The sequence below is a fragment of the Vibrio crassostreae genome (genome assembly GCF_024347415.1).
In the GTDB taxonomy this organism is placed as follows: domain Bacteria; phylum Pseudomonadota; class Gammaproteobacteria; order Enterobacterales; family Vibrionaceae; genus Vibrio; species Vibrio crassostreae.
Genome location: NZ_AP025476.1, coordinates 3,303,972 through 3,329,496 on the forward strand (window position 1 = coordinate 3,303,972; position 25,525 = coordinate 3,329,496).

General features: G+C 45.5%; 17 protein-coding genes, 2 tRNA genes, 4 rRNA genes and 1 riboswitch. Of the genes, 5 read left to right on the forward strand and 18 right to left on the reverse strand.

The window, feature by feature from the left end; translation table 11 throughout:
- Positions 1-195: 195 nt before the first annotated feature.
- The 6 genes from OC193_RS14905 to OC193_RS14930 all read right to left on the reverse strand — a co-directional run bounded on the left by OC193_RS14905 (position 196) and on the right by OC193_RS14930 (position 7,410).
- Positions 196-271 (reverse strand) — tRNA-Ala (locus OC193_RS14905).
- A gap of 14 nt (positions 272-285) precedes the next feature.
- Positions 286-362 (reverse strand) — tRNA-Ile (locus tag OC193_RS14910).
- A 67-nt stretch (positions 363-429) separates the two neighbouring features.
- Positions 430-1,984 (reverse strand): 16S ribosomal RNA (locus OC193_RS14915).
- Between the two features lie 396 nt (positions 1,985-2,380).
- Positions 2,381-2,496: ribosomal RNA gene (gene rrf / locus OC193_RS14920) — 5S ribosomal RNA — on the reverse strand.
- Positions 2,497-2,612: 116 nt separating this feature from the next.
- A 23S ribosomal RNA gene (locus OC193_RS14925) occupies positions 2,613-5,506 on the reverse strand.
- 349 nt (positions 5,507-5,855) lie between these two features.
- A 16S ribosomal RNA gene (locus OC193_RS14930) occupies positions 5,856-7,410 on the reverse strand.
- The 16S, 23S and 5S rRNA genes sit together here with 2 tRNA genes alongside, the layout of an rRNA operon.
- 604 nt (positions 7,411-8,014) lie before the next feature.
- Between OC193_RS14930 and OC193_RS14935 the strand changes: the two genes are divergently transcribed.
- Positions 8,015-8,467 (forward strand): RNA recognition motif domain-containing protein, encoded by a 453-nt coding sequence (locus OC193_RS14935; RefSeq protein ID WP_017061054.1) that lies wholly within the window; start codon positions 8,015-8,017, stop codon positions 8,465-8,467.
- On the opposite strand, the gene murI is transcribed toward OC193_RS14935, so the two are convergent.
- Genes murI through btuB form a run of 3 tightly spaced genes read right to left on the reverse strand, consistent with a single transcriptional unit; the run spans position 8,430 to position 11,845 of the window.
- Positions 8,430-9,236: a glutamate racemase gene (gene murI, locus OC193_RS14940; RefSeq protein ID WP_048662904.1), complete on the reverse strand. Its 807-nt coding sequence runs from the start codon at positions 9,234-9,236 to the stop codon at positions 8,430-8,432. The genes OC193_RS14935 and murI overlap by 38 nt on opposite strands.
- A gap of 60 nt (positions 9,237-9,296) precedes the next feature.
- A complete protein-coding gene (locus OC193_RS14945) occupies positions 9,297-9,962 on the reverse strand; it encodes a Dph6-related ATP pyrophosphatase (RefSeq protein ID WP_048662903.1) in 666 nt (221 codons plus the stop codon).
- 47 nt (positions 9,963-10,009) lie between these two features.
- On the reverse strand, positions 10,010-11,845 hold the full coding sequence (btuB, locus tag OC193_RS14950; protein ID WP_048662902.1) for a TonB-dependent vitamin B12 receptor: 1,836 nt from the start codon (positions 11,843-11,845) through the stop codon (positions 10,010-10,012).
- A 39-nt stretch (positions 11,846-11,884) separates the two neighbouring features.
- Positions 11,885-12,088, reverse strand: a riboswitch (cobalamin riboswitch).
- Between the two features lie 154 nt (positions 12,089-12,242).
- Here btuB and trmA point away from each other — a divergent pair.
- Positions 12,243-13,352 carry a tRNA (uridine(54)-C5)-methyltransferase TrmA gene (trmA, locus tag OC193_RS14955; RefSeq protein WP_048666350.1) on the forward strand — a complete coding sequence of 370 codons (1,110 nt, stop codon included), beginning with the start codon at positions 12,243-12,245 and terminating at the stop codon, positions 13,350-13,352.
- Positions 13,353-13,433: 81 nt separating this feature from the next.
- Here the strand turns inward: trmA and OC193_RS14960 are convergent, their stop codons facing one another.
- The gene (locus OC193_RS14960; protein ID WP_004736696.1) at positions 13,434-13,805 is read right to left on the reverse strand and encodes a YijD family membrane protein; all 372 of its coding nucleotides are present in this window, start codon (positions 13,803-13,805) and stop codon (positions 13,434-13,436) included.
- Positions 13,805-14,446: an HTH-type transcriptional repressor FabR gene (gene fabR, locus OC193_RS14965; protein WP_010438693.1), complete on the reverse strand. Its 642-nt coding sequence runs from the start codon at positions 14,444-14,446 to the stop codon at positions 13,805-13,807. The genes OC193_RS14960 and fabR overlap by 1 nt, the downstream gene beginning before the upstream one ends.
- A gap of 327 nt (positions 14,447-14,773) precedes the next feature.
- On the opposite strand from fabR, the gene sthA reads away from it, so the two are divergent.
- A complete protein-coding gene (sthA, locus tag OC193_RS14970; RefSeq protein WP_048658871.1) occupies positions 14,774-16,174 on the forward strand; it encodes a Si-specific NAD(P)(+) transhydrogenase in 1,401 nt (466 codons plus the stop codon).
- Positions 16,175-16,345: 171 nt separating this feature from the next.
- Here the strand turns inward: sthA and dinF are convergent, their stop codons facing one another.
- The 4 genes from dinF to OC193_RS14990 form a co-directional block, all read right to left on the reverse strand.
- Positions 16,346-17,701, reverse strand: coding sequence for an MATE family efflux transporter DinF (dinF, locus tag OC193_RS14975; RefSeq protein ID WP_196299419.1), 1,356 nt, complete (start codon positions 17,699-17,701; stop codon positions 16,346-16,348).
- A 117-nt stretch (positions 17,702-17,818) separates the two neighbouring features.
- A complete protein-coding gene (locus tag OC193_RS14980) occupies positions 17,819-18,697 on the reverse strand; it encodes a class I SAM-dependent methyltransferase (protein ID WP_048658872.1) in 879 nt (292 codons plus the stop codon).
- Positions 18,698-18,794: 97 nt separating this feature from the next.
- Positions 18,795-19,415: a transcriptional repressor LexA gene (gene lexA, locus OC193_RS14985; protein ID WP_019820514.1), complete on the reverse strand. Its 621-nt coding sequence runs from the start codon at positions 19,413-19,415 to the stop codon at positions 18,795-18,797.
- 94 nt (positions 19,416-19,509) lie between these two features.
- A complete protein-coding gene (locus OC193_RS14990; protein WP_048615036.1) occupies positions 19,510-19,872 on the reverse strand; it encodes a diacylglycerol kinase in 363 nt (120 codons plus the stop codon).
- Positions 19,873-20,092: 220 nt separating this feature from the next.
- Here OC193_RS14990 and plsB point away from each other — a divergent pair, with 220 nt between their 5' ends.
- Positions 20,093-22,516 (forward strand): glycerol-3-phosphate 1-O-acyltransferase PlsB, encoded by a 2,424-nt coding sequence (plsB, locus tag OC193_RS14995; RefSeq protein WP_048662882.1) that lies wholly within the window; start codon positions 20,093-20,095, stop codon positions 22,514-22,516.
- Positions 22,517-22,619: 103 nt separating this feature from the next.
- On the opposite strand, the gene ubiA is transcribed toward plsB, so the two are convergent.
- Both ubiA and OC193_RS15005 read right to left on the reverse strand, forming a co-directional pair.
- Entirely contained in the window at positions 22,620-23,474 is an 855-nt protein-coding gene (ubiA, locus tag OC193_RS15000; RefSeq protein WP_048662881.1) for a 4-hydroxybenzoate octaprenyltransferase, read from the reverse strand.
- Positions 23,475-24,017 (reverse strand): chorismate lyase, encoded by a 543-nt coding sequence (locus OC193_RS15005; RefSeq protein WP_165886754.1) that lies wholly within the window; start codon positions 24,015-24,017, stop codon positions 23,475-23,477.
- Between the two features lie 162 nt (positions 24,018-24,179).
- On the opposite strand from OC193_RS15005, the gene OC193_RS15010 reads away from it, so the two are divergent.
- Entirely contained in the window at positions 24,180-24,587 is a 408-nt protein-coding gene (locus tag OC193_RS15010) for a flagellar basal body-associated protein FliL (RefSeq protein WP_048662879.1), read from the forward strand.
- Between the two features lie 80 nt (positions 24,588-24,667).
- On the opposite strand, the gene glpG is transcribed toward OC193_RS15010, so the two are convergent.
- Positions 24,668-25,510, reverse strand: a complete 843-nt coding sequence (gene glpG / locus OC193_RS15015) for a rhomboid family intramembrane serine protease GlpG (protein WP_048662878.1) — start codon at positions 25,508-25,510, stop codon at positions 24,668-24,670.
- Positions 25,511-25,525 lie beyond the last annotated feature (15 nt).

Below are 25,525 nucleotides of genomic sequence, written 5' to 3' on the forward strand. Positions count from 1 at the left end.
AATCAAACTATGTTTGATTCGAATACAAGACACTTGAATGTGTTTGTTGTGTTTACCATAAAGGTAAACATTGAGAACTTTTAAATTTGATTGAATTACTCGTAAGTAATCAATCAGTCAGCTTTCCAAATTGTTAAAGAGCTTGATTTCTTTCGAAACCATTTTTAAAGATTCTTAGGGAAAAACCCTTAAAGATGGTGGAGCTATGCGGGATCGAACCGCAGACCTCCTGCGTGCAAGGCAGGCGCTCTCCCAGCTGAGCTATAGCCCCATCTAGGTCGATATTGGTGGGTCTGAGTGGACTTGAACCACCGACCTCCCGCTTATCAGGCGAGCGCTCTAACCAGCTGAGCTACAGACCCAATATCGTCTCTTAACTTTTCTAAACCTAATCAATCTGTGTGGACACTTATCGTGAATATCTTCGTATAAGGAGGTGATCCAGCCCCAGGTTCCCCTAGGGCTACCTTGTTACGACTTCACCCCAGTCATGAACCACAAAGTGGTGAGCGTCCTCCCCGAAAGGTTAAACTACCCACTTCTTTTGCAGCCCACTCCCATGGTGTGACGGGCGGTGTGTACAAGGCCCGGGAACGTATTCACCGTAGCATTCTGATCTACGATTACTAGCGATTCCGACTTCATGGAGTCGAGTTGCAGACTCCAATCCGGACTACGACGCACTTTTTGGGATTCGCTCACTATCGCTAGCTTGCTGCCCTCTGTATGCGCCATTGTAGCACGTGTGTAGCCCTACTCGTAAGGGCCATGATGACTTGACGTCGTCCCCACCTTCCTCCGGTTTATCACCGGCAGTCTCCCTGGAGTTCCCGACATTACTCGCTGGCAAACAAGGATAAGGGTTGCGCTCGTTGCGGGACTTAACCCAACATTTCACAACACGAGCTGACGACAGCCATGCAGCACCTGTCTCAGAGCTCCCGAAGGCACACCTGCGTCTCCGCTGGCTTCTCTGGATGTCAAGAGTAGGTAAGGTTCTTCGCGTTGCATCGAATTAAACCACATGCTCCACCGCTTGTGCGGGCCCCCGTCAATTCATTTGAGTTTTAATCTTGCGACCGTACTCCCCAGGCGGTCTACTTAACGCGTTAGCTCCGAAAGCCACGGCTCAAGGCCACAACCTCCAAGTAGACATCGTTTACGGCGTGGACTACCAGGGTATCTAATCCTGTTTGCTCCCCACGCTTTCGCATCTGAGTGTCAGTATCTGTCCAGGGGGCCGCCTTCGCCACTGGTATTCCTTCAGATCTCTACGCATTTCACCGCTACACCTGAAATTCTACCCCCCTCTACAGTACTCTAGTTCACCAGTTTCAAATGCAGTTCCGAGGTTGAGCCCCGGGCTTTCACATCTGACTTAATGAACCACCTGCATGCGCTTTACGCCCAGTAATTCCGATTAACGCTCGCACCCTCCGTATTACCGCGGCTGCTGGCACGGAGTTAGCCGGTGCTTCTTCTGTTGCTAACGTCAAGAGATAGCGCTATTAACGCTACCCCCTTCCTCACAACTGAAAGTACTTTACAACCCGAAGGCCTTCTTCATACACGCGGCATGGCTGCATCAGGCTTTCGCCCATTGTGCAATATTCCCCACTGCTGCCTCCCGTAGGAGTCTGGACCGTGTCTCAGTTCCAGTGTGGCTGATCATCCTCTCAGACCAGCTAGGGATCGTCGCCTTGGTGAGCCATTACCTCACCAACTAGCTAATCCCACCTAGGCATATCTTGACGCGAGAGGCCCGAAGGTCCCCCTCTTTGGCCCGTAGGCATTATGCGGTATTAGCCATCGTTTCCAATGGTTATCCCCCACACCAAGGCAATTTCCTAGGCATTACTCACCCGTCCGCCGCTCGACGCCCATTAACGCACCCGAAGGATTGTTAGTGTCGTTTCCGCTCGACTTGCATGTGTTAGGCCTGCCGCCAGCGTTCAATCTGAGCCATGATCAAACTCTTCAATTTAAGATTTTGTGACTCAACGAATACTGACTTCAAAACTAATATTCATTCGAAAATGAACATGTAATTCTAAAGCTATTATCATTCCAACAGAATGATAATGAATTGACTGTGCCGAATAACTACAAGTAGTTAAACGTATTGGTCACTCAGTTCATTGAAATCAATTTTGTTACCGAAGTAACTGCTATTACCTAAGTAATAACGTTTTGATATTCATCAACGAGTGCCCACACAGATTGATAGGTTTAAATTGTTAAAGAGCTTTGCTTTCAGTGCCTTAGCACTTAAGCAGGACGCGTATAATACGCTTTCCACTTTGAAAGTCAACATAAAATACTAAGAAAACTTAGAACTCTATGGTGACTTGTCTACTTTGTAGACAAAGTCGAAATTAAAGCCTGGCGATGTCCTACTCTCACATGGGGAAGCCCCACACTACCATCGGCGCTATTGTGTTTCACTTCTGAGTTCGGCATGGAATCAGGTGGGTCCACAATGCTATGGTCGCCAAGCAAATTTTAAAATTCGGAAAGCTGCTTCTCTATTTAATAGAGCTTTAAAAGTTTCTCTTCAAACTCATTCAAGCGTTTGGTATTTCTTTGAGTCCACAAAACCCCTTGGGTGTTGTATGGTTAAGCCTCACGGGCAATTAGTACAGGTTAGCTCAATGCCTCGCAGCACTTACACACCCTGCCTATCAACGTCGTAGTCTACGACAACCCTTTAGGACGCTTAAAGCGTCAGGGAAAACTCATCTCAAGGCTCGCTTCCCGCTTAGATGCTTTCAGCGGTTATCGATTCCGAACTTAGCTACCGGGCAATGCCATTGGCATGACAACCCGAACACCAGAGGTTCGTCCACTCCGGTCCTCTCGTACTAGGAGCAGCCCCTTTCAATTTTCCAACGCCCACGGCAGATAGGGACCGAACTGTCTCACGACGTTCTAAACCCAGCTCGCGTACCACTTTAAATGGCGAACAGCCATACCCTTGGGACCGACTTCAGCCCCAGGATGTGATGAGCCGACATCGAGGTGCCAAACACCGCCGTCGATATGAACTCTTGGGCGGTATCAGCCTGTTATCCCCGGAGTACCTTTTATCCGTTGAGCGATGGCCCTTCCATTCAGAACCACCGGATCACTATGACCTGCTTTCGCACCTGCTCGAATTGTCATTCTCGCAGTCAAGCGGGCTTATGCCATTGCACTAACCACACGATGTCCAACCGTGTTTAGCCCACCTTCGTGCTCCTCCGTTACTCTTTGGGAGGAGACCGCCCCAGTCAAACTACCCACCAGGCACTGTCCGTAATCCCGATTCAGGGACCAACGTTAGAACATCAAAACTACAAGGGTGGTATTTCAAGGACGACTCCACCACATCTAGCGACGCGGTTTCAAAGTCTCCCACCTATCCTACACATGTAGGTTCAATGTTCAGTGCCAAGCTGTAGTAAAGGTTCACGGGGTCTTTCCGTCTAGCCGCGGGTACACTGCATCTTCACAGCGATTTCAATTTCACTGAGTCTCGGGTGGAGACAGCGTGGCCATCATTACGCCATTCGTGCAGGTCGGAACTTACCCGACAAGGAATTTCGCTACCTTAGGACCGTTATAGTTACGGCCGCCGTTTACCGGGGCTTCGATCAAGAGCTTCGACCGAAGTCTAACCCCATCAATTAACCTTCCGGCACCGGGCAGGCGTCACACCGTATACGTCATCTTACGATTTTGCACAGTGCTGTGTTTTTAATAAACAGTTGCAGCCACCTGGTATCTGCGACTCTCGTCTGCTCCATCCGCAAGGGACTTCACTGATAAGAGCGTACCTTCTCCCGAAGTTACGGTACCATTTTGCCTAGTTCCTTCACCCGAGTTCTCTCAAGCGCCTTGGTATTCTCTACCCGACCACCTGTGTCGGTTTGGGGTACGATTCCTTACAATCTGAAGCTTAGAGGCTTTTCCTGGAAGCATGGCATCAATGACTTCACTACCGTAGTAGCTCGACATCGTATCTCAGCGTTAGTAGCGGTCCGGATTTACCTAAACCACCCGCCTACGTACTTGAACCTGGACAACCGTCGCCAGGCCCACCTAGCCTTCTCCGTCCCCCCATCGCAATTGTAAGAAGTACGGGAATATTAACCCGTTTCCCATCGACTACGCCTTTCGGCCTCGCCTTAGGAGTCGACTTACCCTGCCCCGATTAACGTTGGACAGGAACCCTTGGTCTTCCGGCGAGGGAGTTTTTCACTCCCTTTATCGTTACTCATGTCAGCATTCGCACTTCTGATACCTCCAGCAGCCCTTACAGACCACCTTCAACGGCTTACAGAACGCTCCCCTACCCCACATACCCTAAGGTACGTAGCCGCAGCTTCGGTGTATAGCTTAGCCCCGTTACATCTTCCGCGCAGGCCGACTCGACCAGTGAGCTATTACGCTTTCTTTAAATGATGGCTGCTTCTAAGCCAACATCCTGGCTGTCTGAGCCTTCCCACATCGTTTCCCACTTAGCTATACTTTGGGACCTTAGCTGGCGGTCTGGGTTGTTTCCCTCTCCACGACGGACGTTAGCACCCGCCGTGTGTCTCCCGGATAGTACTTACTGGTATTCGGAGTTTGCAAAGGGTTGGTAAGTCGGGATGACCCCCTAGCCTTAACAGTGCTCTACCCCCAGTAGTATTCGTCCGAGGCGCTACCTAAATAGCTTTCGGGGAGAACCAGCTATCTCCAGGTTTGATTGGCCTTTCACCCCTAGCCACAAGTCATCCGCTAATTTTTCAACATTAGTCGGTTCGGTCCTCCAGTTGATGTTACTCAACCTTCAACCTGCCCATGGCTAGATCACCTGGTTTCGGGTCTAATCCTAGCAACTGTACGCCCAGTTAAGACTCGGTTTCCCTACGGCTCCCCTAAACGGTTAACCTTGCTACTAAAATTAAGTCGCTGACCCATTATACAAAAGGTACGCAGTCACACCACGAAGGTGCTCCTACTGCTTGTACGTACACGGTTTCAGGTTCTATTTCACTCCCCTCACAGGGGTTCTTTTCGCCTTTCCCTCACGGTACTGGTTCACTATCGGTCAGTCAGTAGTATTTAGCCTTGGAGGATGGTCCCCCCATATTCAGACAGGATATCACGTGTCCCGCCCTACTCGTTTTCACTGATTATGATGTGTCGGTTACGGGGCTATCACCCTTTACTGCGAGACTTTCCAGACTCTTCACCTGCATCATTAAAAGCTTAAGGGCTAATCCAATTTCGCTCGCCGCTACTTTCGGAATCTCGGTTGATTTCTCTTCCTCGGGGTACTTAGATGTTTCAGTTCCCCCGGTTTGCCTCCTGTTGCTATGTATTCACAACAGGATACTTACTTATGTAAGTGGGTTTCCCCATTCAGGAATCCCAGACTCAAAAGGTTATTACTACCTAATCTGGGCTTATCGCAAGTTATTACGCCTTTCATCGCCTCTGACTGCCAAGGCATCCACCGTGTACGCTTAGTCACTTAACCATACAACCCGAAAGGGTCTTAGCGTATGGCAACTAACCAAGGTTTTTGGTTGTCATTAAGAAGGGTTAATTCTCAATGACTGTTTGCCGGACTCAATGTGATTCAAACAAGTTTGAATCGAATACAAGACACTTGAATGTGTTTGTTGTGTTTATCTAAAAGATAAACATTGAGAACTTTTAAATTTGATTGAATTACTCGTAAGTAATCAATCAGTCAGCTTTCCAAATTGTTAAAGAGCATAAAGCAAAAAGCTTTAATCAATAACTTACGTTATTAATTAAAGCTCTGGCTTTAACTAAATCTAAACCATCAATCTGTGTGGACACTTATCGTGAATATCTTCGTATAAGGAGGTGATCCAGCCCCAGGTTCCCCTAGGGCTACCTTGTTACGACTTCACCCCAGTCATGAACCACAAAGTGGTGAGCGTCCTCCCCGAAAGGTTAAACTACCCACTTCTTTTGCAGCCCACTCCCATGGTGTGACGGGCGGTGTGTACAAGGCCCGGGAACGTATTCACCGTAGCATTCTGATCTACGATTACTAGCGATTCCGACTTCATGGAGTCGAGTTGCAGACTCCAATCCGGACTACGACGCACTTTTTGGGATTCGCTCACTATCGCTAGCTTGCTGCCCTCTGTATGCGCCATTGTAGCACGTGTGTAGCCCTACTCGTAAGGGCCATGATGACTTGACGTCGTCCCCACCTTCCTCCGGTTTATCACCGGCAGTCTCCCTGGAGTTCCCGACATTACTCGCTGGCAAACAAGGATAAGGGTTGCGCTCGTTGCGGGACTTAACCCAACATTTCACAACACGAGCTGACGACAGCCATGCAGCACCTGTCTCAGAGCTCCCGAAGGCACACCTGCGTCTCCGCTGGCTTCTCTGGATGTCAAGAGTAGGTAAGGTTCTTCGCGTTGCATCGAATTAAACCACATGCTCCACCGCTTGTGCGGGCCCCCGTCAATTCATTTGAGTTTTAATCTTGCGACCGTACTCCCCAGGCGGTCTACTTAACGCGTTAGCTCCGAAAGCCACGGCTCAAGGCCACAACCTCCAAGTAGACATCGTTTACGGCGTGGACTACCAGGGTATCTAATCCTGTTTGCTCCCCACGCTTTCGCATCTGAGTGTCAGTATCTGTCCAGGGGGCCGCCTTCGCCACTGGTATTCCTTCAGATCTCTACGCATTTCACCGCTACACCTGAAATTCTACCCCCCTCTACAGTACTCTAGTTCACCAGTTTCAAATGCAGTTCCGAGGTTGAGCCCCGGGCTTTCACATCTGACTTAATGAACCACCTGCATGCGCTTTACGCCCAGTAATTCCGATTAACGCTCGCACCCTCCGTATTACCGCGGCTGCTGGCACGGAGTTAGCCGGTGCTTCTTCTGTTGCTAACGTCAAGAGATAGCGCTATTAACGCTACCCCCTTCCTCACAACTGAAAGTACTTTACAACCCGAAGGCCTTCTTCATACACGCGGCATGGCTGCATCAGGCTTTCGCCCATTGTGCAATATTCCCCACTGCTGCCTCCCGTAGGAGTCTGGACCGTGTCTCAGTTCCAGTGTGGCTGATCATCCTCTCAGACCAGCTAGGGATCGTCGCCTTGGTGAGCCATTACCTCACCAACTAGCTAATCCCACCTAGGCATATCTTGACGCGAGAGGCCCGAAGGTCCCCCTCTTTGGCCCGTAGGCATTATGCGGTATTAGCCATCGTTTCCAATGGTTATCCCCCACATCAAGGCAATTTCCTAGGCATTACTCACCCGTCCGCCGCTCGACGCCCATTAACGCACCCGAAGGATTGTTAGTGTCGTTTCCGCTCGACTTGCATGTGTTAGGCCTGCCGCCAGCGTTCAATCTGAGCCATGATCAAACTCTTCAATTTAAGATTTTGTGACTCAACGAATACTGACTTCAAAACTACTATGTAATTTTAAAGCTATTACCATTCCAACAGAATGGTAATGAATTGACTGTGCCAAATAACCGAGGTTATTTGTATTGGTCACTCAGTTCATTGAAATCAATTTTGTTACCGAAGTAACTGCTATTACCTAAGTAATAACGTTTTGATATTCATCAACGAGTGCCCACACAGATTGATAGGTTTAAATTGTTAAAGAGCGCTAGCGTTTTGTGATTCACATCTCAGTCGCTAGGGGTGCGTACTATACCTGCACCACTTTGAGAGTCAAGGGTTATTTTCAAACTCTTTTTCTCTACCGATTTCGCTGTGTGACTTTCGTCTCACTCCGTGTCGGTGTGGCGGCATTATAGAGAGATTGAGATGGAGCACAAGGGCTTTTTGAAATAAAAGTTTTGTTCGCCTAAAAAGCCACCAGATCCGCATTTTTCGAATAAAAACTAAACATTTGAGACGTATCACAGCAATACATTGGAAAAATGGAAGCCATGAACGTAAGATTCATGTGTCTATTTTGTTAATGGTAGATGCGTCTATTTCGTTTATTAATATGTAGTATTCCGATATGAACTCAAAAAAATCGATGTTGTTAATTGTCGCACTGGCTGTATTAGGCGGCATTGTTTTCTCTCAGGTAGATATATCGCCTGCAATTACCTTTATCCTTGGTGTCTTGGCTTCCGCTTTTGTTGTTAACTTTTCAAGCACCGACTCAAAATCAGATTCAGAACCTAAGGCTTCAACCAAAACACTTTATGTGGGTAACCTTCCATATAAAGCGAACGAATCACATGTACGTGAATTATTCTCAGAGCATGGTGAAGTATTTGCAGTACGTTTAATGAAAGACAAACGTACTGGTAAAAGAAGAGGCTTTGGATTTGTTGTTATGGCAAGTAATGATGTGAATCATGCAATCTCTGCACTTAACGATAAAGATTACATGCAACGCACTTTAAAAGTACGTGTTGCAAATGATCCTAAACATCCTGAAGCGGACGAATCTGAACTGAGTTAAACCCTAACTGCTTTAACATACTATTTAGTGCACTTTCTTTTTTAGGAAGTGCACTACAAAAAACCTCACGCACTCCCCCTTCTTTATTAATGCTTTCCAAACCTAACAAATCTTGAACCCGCTTAGCTATCGCTTTACCAGAATCTATCAGCACTACACTTTCACCTAATACTTGTTGAATCTCTGATTTGATCAGTGGGAAATGGGTACACCCTAATACGGCCACATCAATTGTGTTGATCATCGGTTGAAGGATTTGCTGTAACTCTTCAAGACTAATCTCCTCACCTCTGAGTTTATCTTCGGCCATATCCACCAGCCGAGTTGAACCCAACAGCTCTACTCTTTTATTACTCGAGAAGTTTTTGATGAGCTCGTGTGTGTATTCACGAGTAATCGTCGCAGGAGTTGCAATAAGTCCAACCGCTTTATTAGCCAGTAACGAGGCAGGTTTGATTGCCGGGACAACACCGACAATAGGGATAAGGTTATTAGCGCGAAGTGTAGGCAGGACTATCGTACTGGCCGTATTACAAGCTATCACCACAATATCAATAGCGTGACTCGCCACAAAACTGGCGACGATATTTTGGACTCGCTGAATGAGGACTTGCTGGTCGAGCTCACCATATGGGTAAGCCTCGTTATCGAATACATAGATATAGTTGTGATTTGGTAGTAACTGGCTTATCTCTTTATATACAGACAGACCGCCAACTCCAGAATCAAAGATCAATATGTTTTTTTGTAGACTATCCGACACAACGATTACCTATAATAAGTTTCGCTGCAATGATACTCCTTCGCTTAGTTTTCGCCAATCTTCACTCTATATAATGCAAGCCTGATAGCGTTGATGAACAAAACGCTCACCTTGCTCTACATTTTCTAACTCTATCTTGAGCTTTCCTTTAAAACACGGTGCTGACGTCACTAGTGTATGGAACTCACCATCTTCTCCACATGGGTCGACGTGACTTGGCAAACTGTCTATTAGTTCAGGCGTGTATTCTTTCCCGCAATAGCTCATATCTAGTGCATCTCTATCAACTGTGACGAGTAAGGTTTCGATTCCTCTGTTTATTATCTCACTAGCAAGAGCCTGGCTACTCTCTCCCATTAGTGGAAACACACACTCCCAGCCAGCCGGTTCTATATAGCTTTTTCTATAGTCGGCAATGCCATTGCAAAACATATCGCCAAATGCGACCGCATCAATTGATAAGCAAGACCCTTCCAATGCTGAGACAATCGTACTTTGGTAAATCTCATTGCTCGGGAACACTTCAGGAAGCTCTATGGTGATGAGTGGCAAACCGATTAATTGTGCCTGCATGGCAACGACATCAATAGGAGTTACCTGGAAAGGGACTTCATCTCCAACATAGGTAGTATAAAGAGCAACAACTTCATACTCAGCACTCTCAAGCAAACGCTCTAGGGTTAAGGTAGAGTCTTTACCTGATGACCAGCTTATGACGACTTTCTTTTTCATTGATATACCCAATAAGAAAAACCGCCCGAAGGCGGTTTAGGTGTAAATTAGAATTGGTAAGTAGCATTTACGTAATATGTACGCTCTGGTGATGGGTATCCACCAGCAGTCTCGTACTCTTCGTCAGTTAAGTTATCCACTCGACCATTTAAAGTAAGGTTTTCATTCGCATAGTAATTCACCGAAACATCAAACAGACTATACGCTGCAAGATCTTCAGAGAAGTCCGGTCTCTCACCTACATATTGGTAGCCTAGCGAAACATCAACCTCATCGAAACTAGCCACTGCATTATACTTGTAAATCTTCTTAGCTCTGCGTATCAATTGATCACCAGATTGATCTTCTGGGTCTTGAAAGTTAGCGCTCACTTGATGATTAATAAAGCTAGTATCAAATCCAACGACCATTTCCACACCACGTAGTTGGCTTTCGCCATCGGTATTGTAGTACTTGCTTGTCGCGTAGTTGTAATCAATTAAGTCTTCGACGTTCGTGTCATAGCCAGTAATCGACCAATCAACATCCTTGATTAAGCCACCAAAAGTCAGCTCGAATGAATCTGCCTTTTCAGCTTCTAACTGTGCATTACCGTAGTAGCTGTATAGTTGATATAAGTTAGGTGCCTTGAAGGATGTGCCATAAGCTGCTTTCACGACAAGCCACTCAGCATAACGATAGCCTAACCCTGTGTTGTAAGTGGTTTCGATACCAAACTGTTCATTGTCATCCACACGGACGCTCAGCTCGCCAAACACTTTATCCGCATCTGCATTTAATGCAGCGAAGTACGCAACATTCGTTCTGTCGTATTCAGTATTCGAAGGCTTAACAATATAAGCCTCATCACGCCAATCTACACCGCCACTAAGAGTCAGTGCCGAAGTTAGTTTGTATGAATTCACCCATTGAACATTTAACTGTTCAAGCTCATCAGATGTTGCTGACGCAGAGTTCTTGCCTAAAGACTGTTCGTAGTTCCAGTTATCTTGATTCTGATAGTTAACTAGGAAATCAGACTTAAGTTCACTGCCACTATATTTAACACCAGTAGCAAAGGTAGAATTTTGAACTTCAGCTTCTTTGTAAGAATGGACTGGGTTACCGGTATTAAAATCAACATACGAACCATCATATTGAGAAATGGTTTCAAACATGCGGAAGTTCGCAAAGCCACTCCACTGTTGGTCGAAGTTATGTACGTACCCAATCAAAGCATTACGTGATTCAAACCCATGACGGTCGCCATCGTTTACTCCAGGCATGGGGTGAACGTTATAGCCTTCATCAGAATCGTAACCAACCGATACATTCAAATGACCATTTTCGCCAACTTTTGTACCACTAACAAAACTTAACTCTTCATAATCACGGCTGCCTAATCCCGCACTCACTACCGTTTCTTCATTGTCAGAACTGGCAACTGTAATGATATTAATCACACCACCAATAGCTTCTGAACCATACATAGCAGCACGAGCGCCTCGTACATACTCGACTCGTTCAACAAATGTGATTGGCAGCTGGCTGAAATCGACACCACCTTTTGCAGCGCGAGCAAAACGAATGCCGTCAATTAACACAAGAACCTGATCAGAGTTAGCACCTCGAACAAAGATCGAAGCTTGCTGGCCTCTACCACCATTCTGTGTAACTTGAATGCCCGTTAATCGTTTGAATACATCAGTTAGTGACTTAGCTTGAATACGAGCTATATCTTGACGTGTCACAACCTCAACTTGAGCTACAACACTTTCGGTGCTTTGCTCAAAACGGTTAGCCGTAACCACCATGGTTTCGTCGGCAGATGCTTGTTGGGCGTGTAAATTGGAGATAGGTGAAAGCAGCGATGCTACAGCAACCGCTAAAAGGGATTTGTTCATGTTGTGATCCTAAATCGCGTAAAGTCCTACCAAACCACATTTATGGTTTGGCCGCTGGCAGGTATTCGGACTCAAGAGCACAACCTTATGGTTACCTTGTATTCGACTTCCCACAAAAAGCTATTTGCAGTGTCTTATGAATACTTGTTCTCTTTTACCGCTGCGCGTCAGTTCTGGATTCGCACCAGATTCCCTCTTCAGCCATCTATACATCCAAATGGCACCAGCTTGCCGAAGATAGTATTGACCTCTGAATCATTTGTCTAGTCTAAGATAGTTATAAGCTATAGTTTTCATGGCCTATTTACACTGATTGGCTCTCAACACTGGACAAGCGCCTGTGATTGAATAAAATCTGCGCTCTTGATTTAAAAGCACGACAGCAAAAGGCATAACAATGGCGAATTTAGATGTAAACCCGCAACGCTACCAAGAACAACTGGCAGAAAAGACTGAACGTCTTACTGAAATGTTCTCAGAATATAATGTGCCTGAGCTGGAAGTGTATGAATCTCCAGAACAACACTACCGCATGCGTGCTGAGTTCCGCGTGTGGCATGAAGGTGACGATATGTATTACGTCATGTTCAATCAAGAGACTAAAGAAAAATATCGCGTAGACCAATTCCCTGCTGCTAGCCGTCTAATCAATGACTTGATGCCTCTACTAACAGATGCAATGAAAGAGAACCACTCTCTACGCCACAAGCTATTCCAAGTAGATTTTCTTTCTACGTTGAGTGGTGAGATTTTGGTATCACTGCTTTACCACCGTCAATTGGGTGAGCAATGGATTCAAGATGCTAAAGCACTTAAGCAACAATTGAATGATGAAGGTTTTAACCTAAACCTGATTGGTCGTGCGCGTAAGATGAAAATCGTCCTTGATCGCGATTACGTAATTGAAAAGCTAGATGTGAATGGTGACAGCTACATCTACCAACAAGTAGAGAACAGCTTTACTCAACCAAACGGTAAAGTAGCAGAGAAAATGTTGGAATGGGCTGTCGACTGTACTCAAGACAGCAAAGGTGACTTATTAGAACTTTACTGTGGTAACGGTAACTTCTCATTAGCACTGGCACAAAACTTTGAGCGTGTACTAGCGACTGAGCTAGCGAAGCCATCTGTAGAGTCAGCACAGTACAACATTGCGGCGAACAAGATTGATAATGTTCAGATCATTCGTATGTCTGCGGAAGATTTTACCGTAGCAATGGAAGGTAAACGTGAATTCCGCCGTCTGCAACAAGCAAACATCGATCTGAAGAGCTACAACTGCAACACTATCTTTGTTGATCCACCACGCTCAGGCATGGATGTTGATACTTGTAAGATGGTTCAAGGCTACGAGCGTATCATGTACATCTCTTGTAACCCTGAAACGTTGAAAGAGAACCTAGAGATCTTAAGCGAAACACACGATATCACTCGTTTTGCTCTGTTTGACCAGTTCCCTTACACCCACCACATGGAAGCGGGTGTGTTCTTAGAGCGTAAAGCATAAACCTCGCTTTCTCGACCTAAGACAAACAGCAGATACAAAAAAACGAGCCCATTGGCTCGTTTTTTTTATTTCTAAATCAGCTTAAGCCGTTTTACCGATAAAGCCTAGTTTCTTACCTACCCAGGCTAAAAGCAGCATCGCGACAATAATCGCGAAGAAGTTTGAGCCAGCGTCTGGGTGTTGTGCTTTCACGAAAGCCGAGTGGCCAAATGCACCCACGAAGAAACAAGCTAAACCTACTAGTGGGATATCTTCAGATACTGGGTTAGTTAGGTATTCTTGGTAAAGCGCTTGTACAGCCAAAACTAAAGCGATAAGCGGAAAAATAGAGAAGCCCACTTCGCTCATTGTTACCCAAGATAACAATGCATCACCACACACACCGGCTACAACAGCAAGTACGAGTGTCTTTCTTTCAGAACCACGGTTTACAGTATTATTTTCATTCGACATTATTCAATCCCGCCTTTTAATCGGTTACGTTCACGTTCTTTACGATACCAAAAAGCTCCTTTGGCCATCATTCGCAATTGCATGATCAAGCGTTCAGCCAATTCATCTCGCTGACGTCGATCTAAATCTAATGCTTCTGCCCCTGAGTTGAAAACTAAGATGACCGAGGCTTCAGCTTGAGTAAAAGCTTCGTCCCTTGTCATGCCAGTCGTTATCAAATATTCGGTTAACTCAGCAGAGAAGTGCTGTATCTCACGAGCTACCGCTGCACGAAACTCAAATGAAGTTCCTGAGCGCTCTCGCAATAACAGTCTGAATACGTTAGGGCTGCTTTCAATGAATTCCATAAAGGTTTCAACCGATGTGCGAATCACACTGCCTTCTTTTACTATGCGTTGTCTAGCTTGACGCATTAACTGGCGCAACAGTAAGCCACCTTCATCAACCATGGTTAAGCCAAGCTCATCCATGTCTTTGAAGTGACGATAAAAGGAAGTCGGTGCTATTCCAGCCTCACGAGCGACTTCTCTCAAGCTTAGATTGGAAAAACTACGATCAGCGCTGAGTTGGCTAAATGCTGCATCGATTAAGCTGCGACGAGTTTTTTCTTTTTGCTGTGCGCGAATGCCCATTGGTTTCATACTTTATCAATTTCTTCTTTTACAGCCTAAACAGGCATGTCTAATACTCTGTTCAATATAACGCGAATCACTTATTTATATAAGGCACTCTGGTTATATAAGACACTAAACATACCTCTTTGTTCACGTATCGAAGTAAATACGTTCGAAGAAAAAATTTCAATATCCACACTGTCATTTGGAGACATACGACATACCAAATATTATTTTTTCGATAACACTGCGTGATCCCACCGACTCTCTGATGCCCTTTTCATGTACCAAAGAACAGAATCAGTTAAAATCTCGCTAAAGCAATGTTAATCAAATATAACAAGGAAGATATCTATGCCGCACTCCAACCACTTTGATGTAATCGTAATTGGTAGTGGCCCCGGAGGAGAAGGGGCAGCGATGGGATTAACCAAAGCCGGGTTGAACGTTGCAATCATTGAGAAAGAGAGCAGCGTTGGTGGTGGTTGTACTCACTGGGGAACCATTCCTTCAAAAGCACTGCGTCATGCCGTAAGCCGTATTATCGAATTCAACAGCAATCCGCTGTTTTGTCAGAACAATAAAAGCATTCACTCAACGTTTTCCAACATTTTGGGTCATGCTAAATCCGTAATCGACAAGCAGACTCGATTACGTCAAGGTTTCTACGACCGCAACCAGTGCACGCTGGTATTTGGTACTGCACGTTTTATCGATACCAACACTGTCTCGGTAATGCAAAGCGATGGCACTGAAGAACATTACAGTGCAGACAAGTTTGTTATCGCGACAGGCTCTCGCCCTTACCAACCAGACAACGTGGACTTCTTACACGAGCGTGTTTACGACAGTGACTCAATTCTTTCTCTTAAACACGACCCTCAACACATCATCATTTATGGTGCTGGCGTTATCGGTTGTGAGTACGCGTCTATCTTCCGCGGCTTAGGTGTCAAAACCGATCTCATCAATACTCGAGACCGCCTACTGTCATTCCTAGACAATGAAACCTCTGATGCGCTTTCTTACCACTTCTGGAACAGCGGTGTAGTGATTCGTAACGACGAAACCTTTGAGAAAATCGAAGGCACGGACGATGGCGTGATCATTCACCTAGAATCCGGCAAGAAAATGCGTGCCGATTGCCTACTGTATGCCAATGGCCGAACCGGTAATACCGATAAGTTGAACCTTGGTGCGGTTGGTTTAGAGGCGGATTCTCGTGGACAAGTATCAGTCAACACCAATTACCAAACCAATGTTGACCATGTTTACGCGGTAGGCGATGTGATTGGCTACCCTAGCCTAGCGAGTGCGGCTTATGACCAAGGTCGATTTGTTGCTCAGGCAATTGTGAAAGGTGAAGCTGAACGCCACCTTATTGAAGACATCCCAACCGGTATCTACACCATCCCTGAGATCAGTTCTGTTGGTAAAACCGAGCAAGAACTAACGGCTGCGAAAGTACCGTACGAAGTGGGACGTTCTTCATTCAAACACTTAGCTCGAGCTCAAATCGCTGGTAAAGATATTGGTAGCTTGAAGATCCTGTTCCATCGCGAAACCAAAGAGATTTTGGGTATCCACGTGTTTGGTGAGCGTGCCGCTGAAATCATCCATATCGGCCAAGCGATTATGGAGCAGAAAGGTGAAGCAAATACCATCGAGTACTTTGTAAATACCACCTTTAACTATCCAACGATGGCAGAGGCTTATCGTGTTGCCGCTCTTAACGGCCTTAACCGTTTGTTCTAAATAAAGAACTAACAGGAGTATTTGACCACCCATAGGCTAAATACATAGACAGCAAGCCATGAGCTTGCTGTTTTCATTTAAACCATTGAAAAATATAGTAACTAAAGTAATTAGATCATGATGTTCTAAATGCCATTTAGTCTGTACATCTTCTATTTGTACCCGTTAGAACTAAGCGAGGAATTCGCCCTTCTTCCACTGAGAAACAAATAACACACCAAGACCAATACCACGCATTGCCATAAAGCTCAGCATCGCAAGCCACAGAGCATGATTTTCTAAACTGGACGCTAGGAAGAAAATAACAAAGAAGCAGCAGGTCGCGACAAACATACTATTGCGCATGTCCTTGCCTTTAGTTGCTCCAACAAAAATACCATCGAGTAAGAAGCACCACATTGAAACCAGTGGCATTGCGATCAACCAAGGCAGGTACACCTCAGCTTGGCTTTTTACATCTGGGATTGTGGTGATCATATTAATTAAGCTAGAGCCAGCGATTGCGAACACTATGGTCAACACCAAACAAATATTAAAGCTCCAGAAGAAAGTACCAATCAATGACTGGTTCAGTTCATCTTTGTCTTTCGCGCCTATCGCTTTACCGACCATCGCTTCCATTGCGTAGGCAAAACCATCCATCCCATAAGAGATGATCATCAAGAAACTCATCAACACTGCATTGGCCGCCACGACATCATCGCCAAAGCTTGCTCCTTGGAAGGTCATGAAAGTGAAAGTCGCTTGTAGACACAATGAACGAAGAAAGATATCGCGATTCAGTTTTACGAAACGACTCAAACCATGGCTGGTTTTCTTAAGCAGATCCCATGGCGATGGTAACTGCTTCTTCGCCCAGATTCGGTAAACACAAATCAAGCCAAATGTTAGACCGGCATAATCAGCCATTACAGATGCAAATGCTGCACCTTCCACTTGCCATCCTAAGCCGATAACAAAAACGATATCCAAAACGATATTGGTGATATTGGTGATGATCACCACCCACATTGGCGCTTTGGCATTTTGAGTCCCGAGCAGCCAACCTAGAATTACAAAGTTAGTTAGCGCAGCAGGTGCACTCCAGGCGCGGATTGAGAAATATTGCTGACCATAGTGCTTAACTTGATCACTGGCGCTACTCAATGAGAAAACTAAATCGGCGACTAGACTGTGTAAAAGCAAAAAGACACCAGCAAACCCTAAGGCCATGGTCACACCTTGCACGAAGACCAAACCAAGTTGCTTGCCATCATTCGCACCATAAGATTGTGCGGCTAGCCCTGTTGTCGACATACGCAGGAAACCGAGCAACCAAAAGGTCACGCTGATCATTGTGCCGCCCAGTGCCACACCACCTAAATACCAAGAGTGCTCGAGGTGACCGATAACCGCCGCATCGACTAAGCCCAGCAGTGGAACAGTAATATTAGAGAGAACCATCGGGATCGCGAGCAACAGCACTTTTTTGTGCATCGCCTGATTGGATAGCGTTTGAAAAATAGTTTGGGGATTAAATAGCTTCACGATCACCTCTTAGATTAGAGGCGATAGTTTAACCTAATGGGTGGGCTTTCACTATGTTGTGGAATTTTACTTATACCGGCTATGTACTCAGTTACTCGAAATACAGAGCCGCTAGGGTTACCACTTAACGAGCACTAACTGTGGCGTTAAACGCTTTTTGACCTGAGAGATCTTACACAATAATCGCTGCCACAATTTCCAACGATTGCATTGCTGGTCTAGGGGAGAAAACGCTTTTACCCATTGTGCCCATGGCAGCCAATTGAGAACACTGTTTATTGGAGAAGACAGGCCATGCGCATACTTTCCAGAACCGAGCTTTTGCCCAAGAGCACTAGAGCTTTTATCTCCAGCTAACACTAAACACGCGTGTGCATGAGTAAAGTAGCGGCTCAAAGACTGAATAAAGTTCGCGGTCTGTTGTTCATTGCAATCGAGCAGAGCATGTTCACACACCACCATCACCGAGGCTTGTTCTGGAATATTAAGTTCATCCAGCCAAGTTAGGTCATCGACAGAACCACACTCCAAACGATAGCGTTCATTTTTGTGGAACAGGCGTTGGCGCCACACTAGGTTTTCCGTGACATCCAACTCAACCCAATGGCAGCGTCCATTATCCAAACGGTAGAAACGGGTGTCGAGCCCTGCCCCAACATTGATGATCCAAGCATCTGGGTTGTGAGATAGAAATTGCTGAACTTGAGAGTCACAAAGTTGAGTCAGTGTTGCGTAGAGAAGTTGTTGCTGGTCTAGCTCGCCAGTAAGACATTCAGGTGCGAGTTGGCAGCGCTTGCAAGCTTGAGCTGCGATAGGGTCATAAACGAGACCGTCATCGGCTAGGCTTTCACGACTACGAAACCAAAGGTGTTGAACGAGGTTGGTCGGAACTTGTAATTCTTGATGTGCAGACCCTTGTTCAGAAGAAGCCTTTTGCACAGAGGAGCGCGGCTTACGAGTAAGCGGCTTCATTTGAGGTTTGGTTGGGTTTGACATCATCATCTTCCTTGTATCTCGACAAAGAAGATGATAATGAATATCAATTACAATAACAAGTTATTGAGAATAAATATCAATAAGCTGTTTGTACTGACTACATCCAGTCGGTGTTGCGAATAATACCAACCGCAAGCCCTTCAATAGACAAGTGTTGAGATTCTAGATCGACATGAATTGGAGAAAACTCTTCATTTTCAGCATGTAACAGAACCGTTGAACCTTTACGTTCTAGGCGTTTTACCGTTACATCATCATCGACACGAGCCACTACAACCTGACCATCGCGGACATCTTGTGTTTTATGAACAGCTAATAAATCACCATCCATAATACCGATGTCTTTCATACTTTCGCCATTTACACGAAGTAAGAAGTCTGCTTGTGGTTTAAACATGCCTGGATCAACTTGGTAATGCATTTCTACATGCTCTTGAGCCAAGATAGGCTCACCAGCGGCAACCTGACCGATTAATGGTAAACCTTGCTCTTCGTTTGCTGCATCTTCAAGCAAAATACGAATACCGCGAGACGCACCCGGGATAATCTCAATCGCTTCTTTACGAGCAAGAGCTTTCAAATGTTCTTCTGCAGCATTGGCAGAACGGAAACCTAGTTCACGCGCGATTTCTGCACGTGTCGGTGGCATACCGGAATCTTCGATCTTACCTTTGATAAGGTCAAAGACTTGTTGCTGGCGGGGCGTTAACGGCTTCATGATTCACCTGTCTTTTTATACAGTTGACTGTGAGTATATCCAGTAACTGAACAAAAGCAAAGCAATTGGTTGTTTTTAGTTCATTTTTAGCAAATTACAAAAACAAGATCTCTAGCCACACATAACCTGCGAGTGCCAAACAGATGAAAACCGCTGCCGAGCCGACATCTTTCGCCATTCCAGATAACTCATGATGCTCACTGCCGATTCGGTCGACAACCGCTTCAATCGCGGTATTGATTAGCTCGACAACCATCACCAATACCACAGATGAGATCATCAAGATTCGCTCAACTTGGCTTACATCTAAGTAAAATGCCAACGGAATAAGCACGGCCGCCATGAACACTTCTTGTCGAAATGCAGCCTCGTTTTTAAACGAACTCGTAATGCCTTGCCATGAAAAGCCTGCTGCTTTGATGATGCGTTTGAATCCGGTGTTTGATTTTTTGGTCATTTTTAACCCTATACTCAATCAGTCGATGAATGATTTTCCACAAACTTAACGGCAATATGACTATTTCCATTAAAAGGTTAGACCAGTTTCTGGTATTCTTGCATCGATTAAATTTACGCCTAGGCTTATCCCTATTTCACTCATAGGATTTATCCTTTTTATCATAGAAATAGAGATACGCTTCAGCACATTGAAATAACTATTGAGGCAGTGAACCTATATGTCTTCTGGACAATCTTTTTCACGTTCATTAATGAAGCTACCTTTATCCGTATTGGTAAAGGGCACATCAATTCCTTCAAACCCTGTTGAGGATTTGAACATTGATTTGAGCAAACCGATTGTATACTCCTTACCGTTTCGCTCAAGTGTAGACATTCTTACATTACAAAAACATGCACTTGAATTAGGCCTACCTGATCCGTTGAGCAAGCTTGAAATCAACGGCAAATCACTGCAACGCTACGTTTTCATCTCTTCTCGAAAAACTCTGCTGCAAGACGATGATTATGTACCAAGCTCTTCAATTGAAGTGTTCTCTGAATTGCTTTCACTGCACGCTGACGACTCTGAACTCGATGTTCAAGTTATCCCTGCTACAGTGCTGTGGGGACGTAAGCCTGGTAAAGAGAATAACCAGAAGCCTTACCTACAGGCAATGAACGGCTTAGAGAAATCAAAAGCTGTATTGCTAGCCGGTCGTGACTGTCTGGTTCGTTTCAGCCCAGTGGTTTCTCTACGCTACATGGCTAACTCACACGGCACCGACAGCACCATCGCGCACAAATTGGCGCGCGTGGCACGTATTCACTTCTCTCGCCAAAAGCTTGCTGCATCAGGTCCTAACCTGCCAAGCCGCCAAGCTCTGTTTGATCGCCTATTAAAATCAGAAGCGATCAAGAAAGCGATTGAAGACGAAGCACAAGCAAAGAACATCTCGATCGAGAAAGCGAGCAAAGAAGCTCAAGACATCATGGACGAGATTGCTGCGAACTTCTCGTACTCGCTGATCAAGCGTGGTGAGAAGATTCTTGGCTGGCTGTGGAATAAGCTGTACCAAGGCCTACATATCAGTAACGCTTCAACGGTTCGTAAGCTGGCTCAAGATGGTCACGAGATTGTTTACGTGCCTTGTCACCGTAGCCACATGGACTACTTGCTGCTTTCTTATGTGCTTTACCACGAAGGCATGGTGCCTCCGCACATCGCTGCGGGTATCAACCTAAACTTCTTCCCTGCCGGTCCTATTTTCCGTCATGGTGGTGCGTTCTTTATTCGTCGTAGCTTCAAAGGCAACAAACTGTACTCGACGATTTTCCGTGAATACCTAGCGGAATTGTTCGCTAAAGGTTACTCAGTAGAGTACTTCAGTGAAGGTGGTCGTTCTCGTACAGGTCGTCTACTGCAAGCGAAAACGGGCATGCTAGCGATGACAATCCAAGCAATGCTGCGCGGCATGAACCGTCCGGTGACTTTGGTTCCTGTATACATCGGCTACGAGCACGTGATGGAAGTAGCGACTTACGCGAAAGAGCTTCGAGGTAAGCGTAAAGAGAAAGAAAACGCGAGCTTGGTGATTCGTACCATTCGTAAGCTGCGTAACTTTGGTAAAGGCTACGTGAACTTCGGTGAGCCGATTCAACTGAACCAATACCTGAATGAGCACTCACCAGAGTGGACCAAAGACATCGACCCAATGGGCACCAGCAAGCCACAATGGATGAACCCAGTGGTTAATGACTTAGCGACCAAAATGATGACGCACATTAACGATGCGGCAGCAACCAATGCCCTGACCCTTTGTGCAACGGCACTATTGGCTTCAAGACAGCGCGCATTGTCTCGTGACTCTTTGGTTTCTCAGATCAATTGCTACCTGTCTCTGCTTAAGAACGTTCCATATTCGGCAACGTTCACAGTGCCAAAAGACAGCGCTGAAGAATTGGTAAAACATGCTGAATCACTTAACAAGTTCTTGATTGAATCAGACTCAATGGGCGACATCATTTCACTAGACCGTCACCAGTCAATTCTGATGACCTACTACCGAAACAACATCATTCACTTGTTTGCTCTGCCATCGTTAATTGCACAGATGACCATTCGTCAGCGCGGTTTATCGATTGACGCGATTCAAGAGAACGTTGCTACTATCTACCCGTTCTTGAAGAAAGAGCTATTCCTAAGCTACGAAGAAGACAAGCTTGAAGGCGTGGTTTCTAACATCATTGAAGAGCTGGTTAACCAAGGTATGCTTGTGATTTCTGATAACGAAGTCACCATCAACCAATCAAACAGCCAAGCACTGATGCTATTAGGTCGTACGATTTCAGAGACGCTACAGCGCTACTCGATTGCTCTAAACCTGTTGGCAGAGAATCCTGACCTGGATAAATCCGATCTTGAACAGAAGAGCCAAGACATTGCACAGCGACTTGGTCGTCTACAAGGCATCAATGCACCAGAGTTCTTCGATAAAGGCGTGTTTGCATCGATGTTTGCAACTCTGAAACAGCAGCAATATCTGGATAACGATGGTAACTGTGATTTAGAAAAGACTCAGCAATTCGCTAAGCTTCTCTACTCAATGCTTTACCCAGAAGTACGTTTGACGATTCAAGAGAGTATCCACCAAGCAGAGTAACAATCCGTTTGGCGTCGCTTTCATAGCAAAGCGAAACACGATCAAAAAAGGCACCCACTGGGTGCCTTTTTCTTTAGCGTTCGTTAACTCGAAAAGCTGATGCTTACCAGAAGGTAATGAATAAGCCTACAGTCACTGCCATTCCAACATAATTATTGTTGAGAAATGCTTGGAAACAAAGGTCTCGATCACGGTGGCGCATCAGGTGTTGTTGATACACAAACAAACTTCCTGCTACCAACAATGCCCAATAGAAGGTATCACCTAGTTGGTAATACATGCCTAACGCAATCAGCATCGCTAGGGTGACGAGTTGCAAAGAGCCAACAATCAGTTTATCGAAGCGACCAAATAAAATCGCCGTCGATTTAATACCAATCTTCAGGTCGTCATCTCGATCAACCATCGCATATTGCGTGTCGTAAGCAATCGTCCACAACGCGTTAATCACGAATATAAACCACACAATGCTTGGCAGTTCATTGGTTTGTGCCGCCCAAGCCATTGGTATCGCCCAACTAAACGCTAAGCCGAGAAACAACTGTGGAAGATGCGTAAAACGCTTCATGAAAGGGTAAATGAACGCCAGACCAACACCAATAAATGAGAGCTTAATGGTCAGTGGATTCATGGTCAGTACCAGCAAGAAGGAAACCACGGCTAGCACTAAAAAGAGCAGAATCGCTTCCTTACTGGAAACCAAACCTGAAGGTAATGGACGCTGCTTGGTACGTTTAACATGACCATCTACTTTACGGTCAGCAAAGTCATTGATCACACAGCCAGCCGAACGCATCAACACCACACCGAGTACGAAAACAACCAAGACATCAAAATCAGGCATACCTTGTGCGGCGATAATCAGTGACCACAAGGTCGGCCAAAGAAGTAACAGGGTACCAATCGGGCGATTCATTCGCGTTAATTGCCAATACGCCTTCGCTTTGGTGGCAAGCATTTACACACTCTCCTTAGAGTAAATGGGTGATGTTGGTAAAAACAGTTCAGCCACAAGCATCGGTTTATGGTTCATCCATAATCGAGAACGACGTGCGAGTAATTGCTCATCGCCCGCGATAACCCAACCGACTTGCAGCGCATCTCGCTCCACGTTCTCAGCACTGAAAACGGTCAATCCAAGCGGGACATTACCTTGTTGAGAAAGGTCAGAGTGCTGATGATCTTCTAGCGTGACTCGGGGAATCAAGGTTCGACCTAACACCCACGGTTCATCATCACCCTTTAAAATCACTTTACGCAGTAAGCAATCAAACGATGATAAAAGATGTTCCTCGTCTTGTTGTAGCCTTGAGCGTTCTACAACTTGATTATGAAGCAACTCAACAGACAGGTGCTGACAGCTCTTACCCAACTTGCGGGAAAGAGAACCTTGCTCCATAAGCCACTCTTTGGTGGTTTCATTAGGAAAATCAAATGTTTCTGTACTTTGCCAATCTACATTCATTAACGAATTAAGATACAGCGATATTGGCTGATTCATACTAGTATTCAATAGGTGACTTTACACGTACAATAAAGCTTCAACTTTCGAACAAAATTAAAGCGTTCTTCGAATTGTAAACGTATTTAGATTTAGACCGCTCATTGTAACAAGACTAATGCGTTTCGAATATCGCGAATAAACTAAAGAAAAGTCACAAATATGCACAAACGTTATGTAGCCCAAATAATTCTTGCGATTACCCTACTCTTTTCAGCATCAAGTTTCGCTGAAGAGGAATTGGCACCCAAACTAGCCTACTTCACGCTAGAGCCAGACCTGACCACCAATTTTTACACTAAAGGTAAAAAACTGGGCTACATTCAGGTTCGCCTCGATATTATGGTTGCGAACAGCAATGACCTAGCTGCCATTGAGCATCACCAACCATTAATCCGCGATGCCGTGATTGAATTACTTGGTAAACAAAACGAAGAAACGATTAAGTCTCTGTCTGGTCGTGAAGATTTGAGAAAGACTTTGGTTGAACACCTCAACAAGATTCTTCTGCCTGAGACGGGCAAAACCCTGATTGCTGACTTACTGTTTACCAAATACCTTTATCAGTAATGATGTAAAAACGAATCCTAATAAAAAAGCGGCTCATCTGGCCGCTTTTTTGTATCTATCGATTCTCGGTAACTAACGCGCTAGCTTGTTGCCGATTTCGGCGCTTTCATTGAATCTATAAAGCCGATAATCACACCTGCGACTAAACCTGCCAAGTGAGCGGTATTAGCGATGGCCATAAATGGCTGCATGTATCCAAGAACTAACCACACCAACATAAAGCCAACGATCTGTCTTGGGATACCTAAACCGAGTTGCGGCGCCTTTGCTCCGACAACCCATAAGTAACCAACCAAGGCATACACTACTCCAGATAAACCACCGAAGTTCGCCCCTTCGACCCAGTATTGTCCAGCACCAGAAAGCGCTGAAGATACGGCAAAGATCTGAAGTAACTTAAGACCACCTAACTTTTTCTCAATATCTCCGCCCAGTTGCCACCACCACAAGATGTTGAATGCGATGTGCATAACCGAGAAATGCAAAACAGCATGACTGAGCCAGCGCCATAATTGCCATTGCTGCCCATCAACCGCAGGGAAATGTAAGGCGTTAAAAATCGCCTGCCCGAAACCTATCTGCTGCAGAGCAAAAATCACCACACATACCAGCATGATACTGAGTGTCACAGGGCCTGCTTTGGCTTTTATCATGCCCATGAAGCTTGGTGTATGATAATGAAAGTTGCTCTTCCTGGTCTCTGCCATGTCCCAAGACGCCGCTTGATAGCGCTTATGATTGGGTTCCGACAAGAAGCGATTGAGCTCAGCTTCGGTTTCAACTTGAAATTGACCATCAATAAGCCAAAGCGCAAAACGCCCTTCCCCCTCAGGAGACATCTGAATAGGGATCTGACGAGACGCCATATAATCAATAAATGCTTGAGCAAGACGTGGGTTGTCTAACACCATCAATCTAATCATTGGTACTTCCTATTC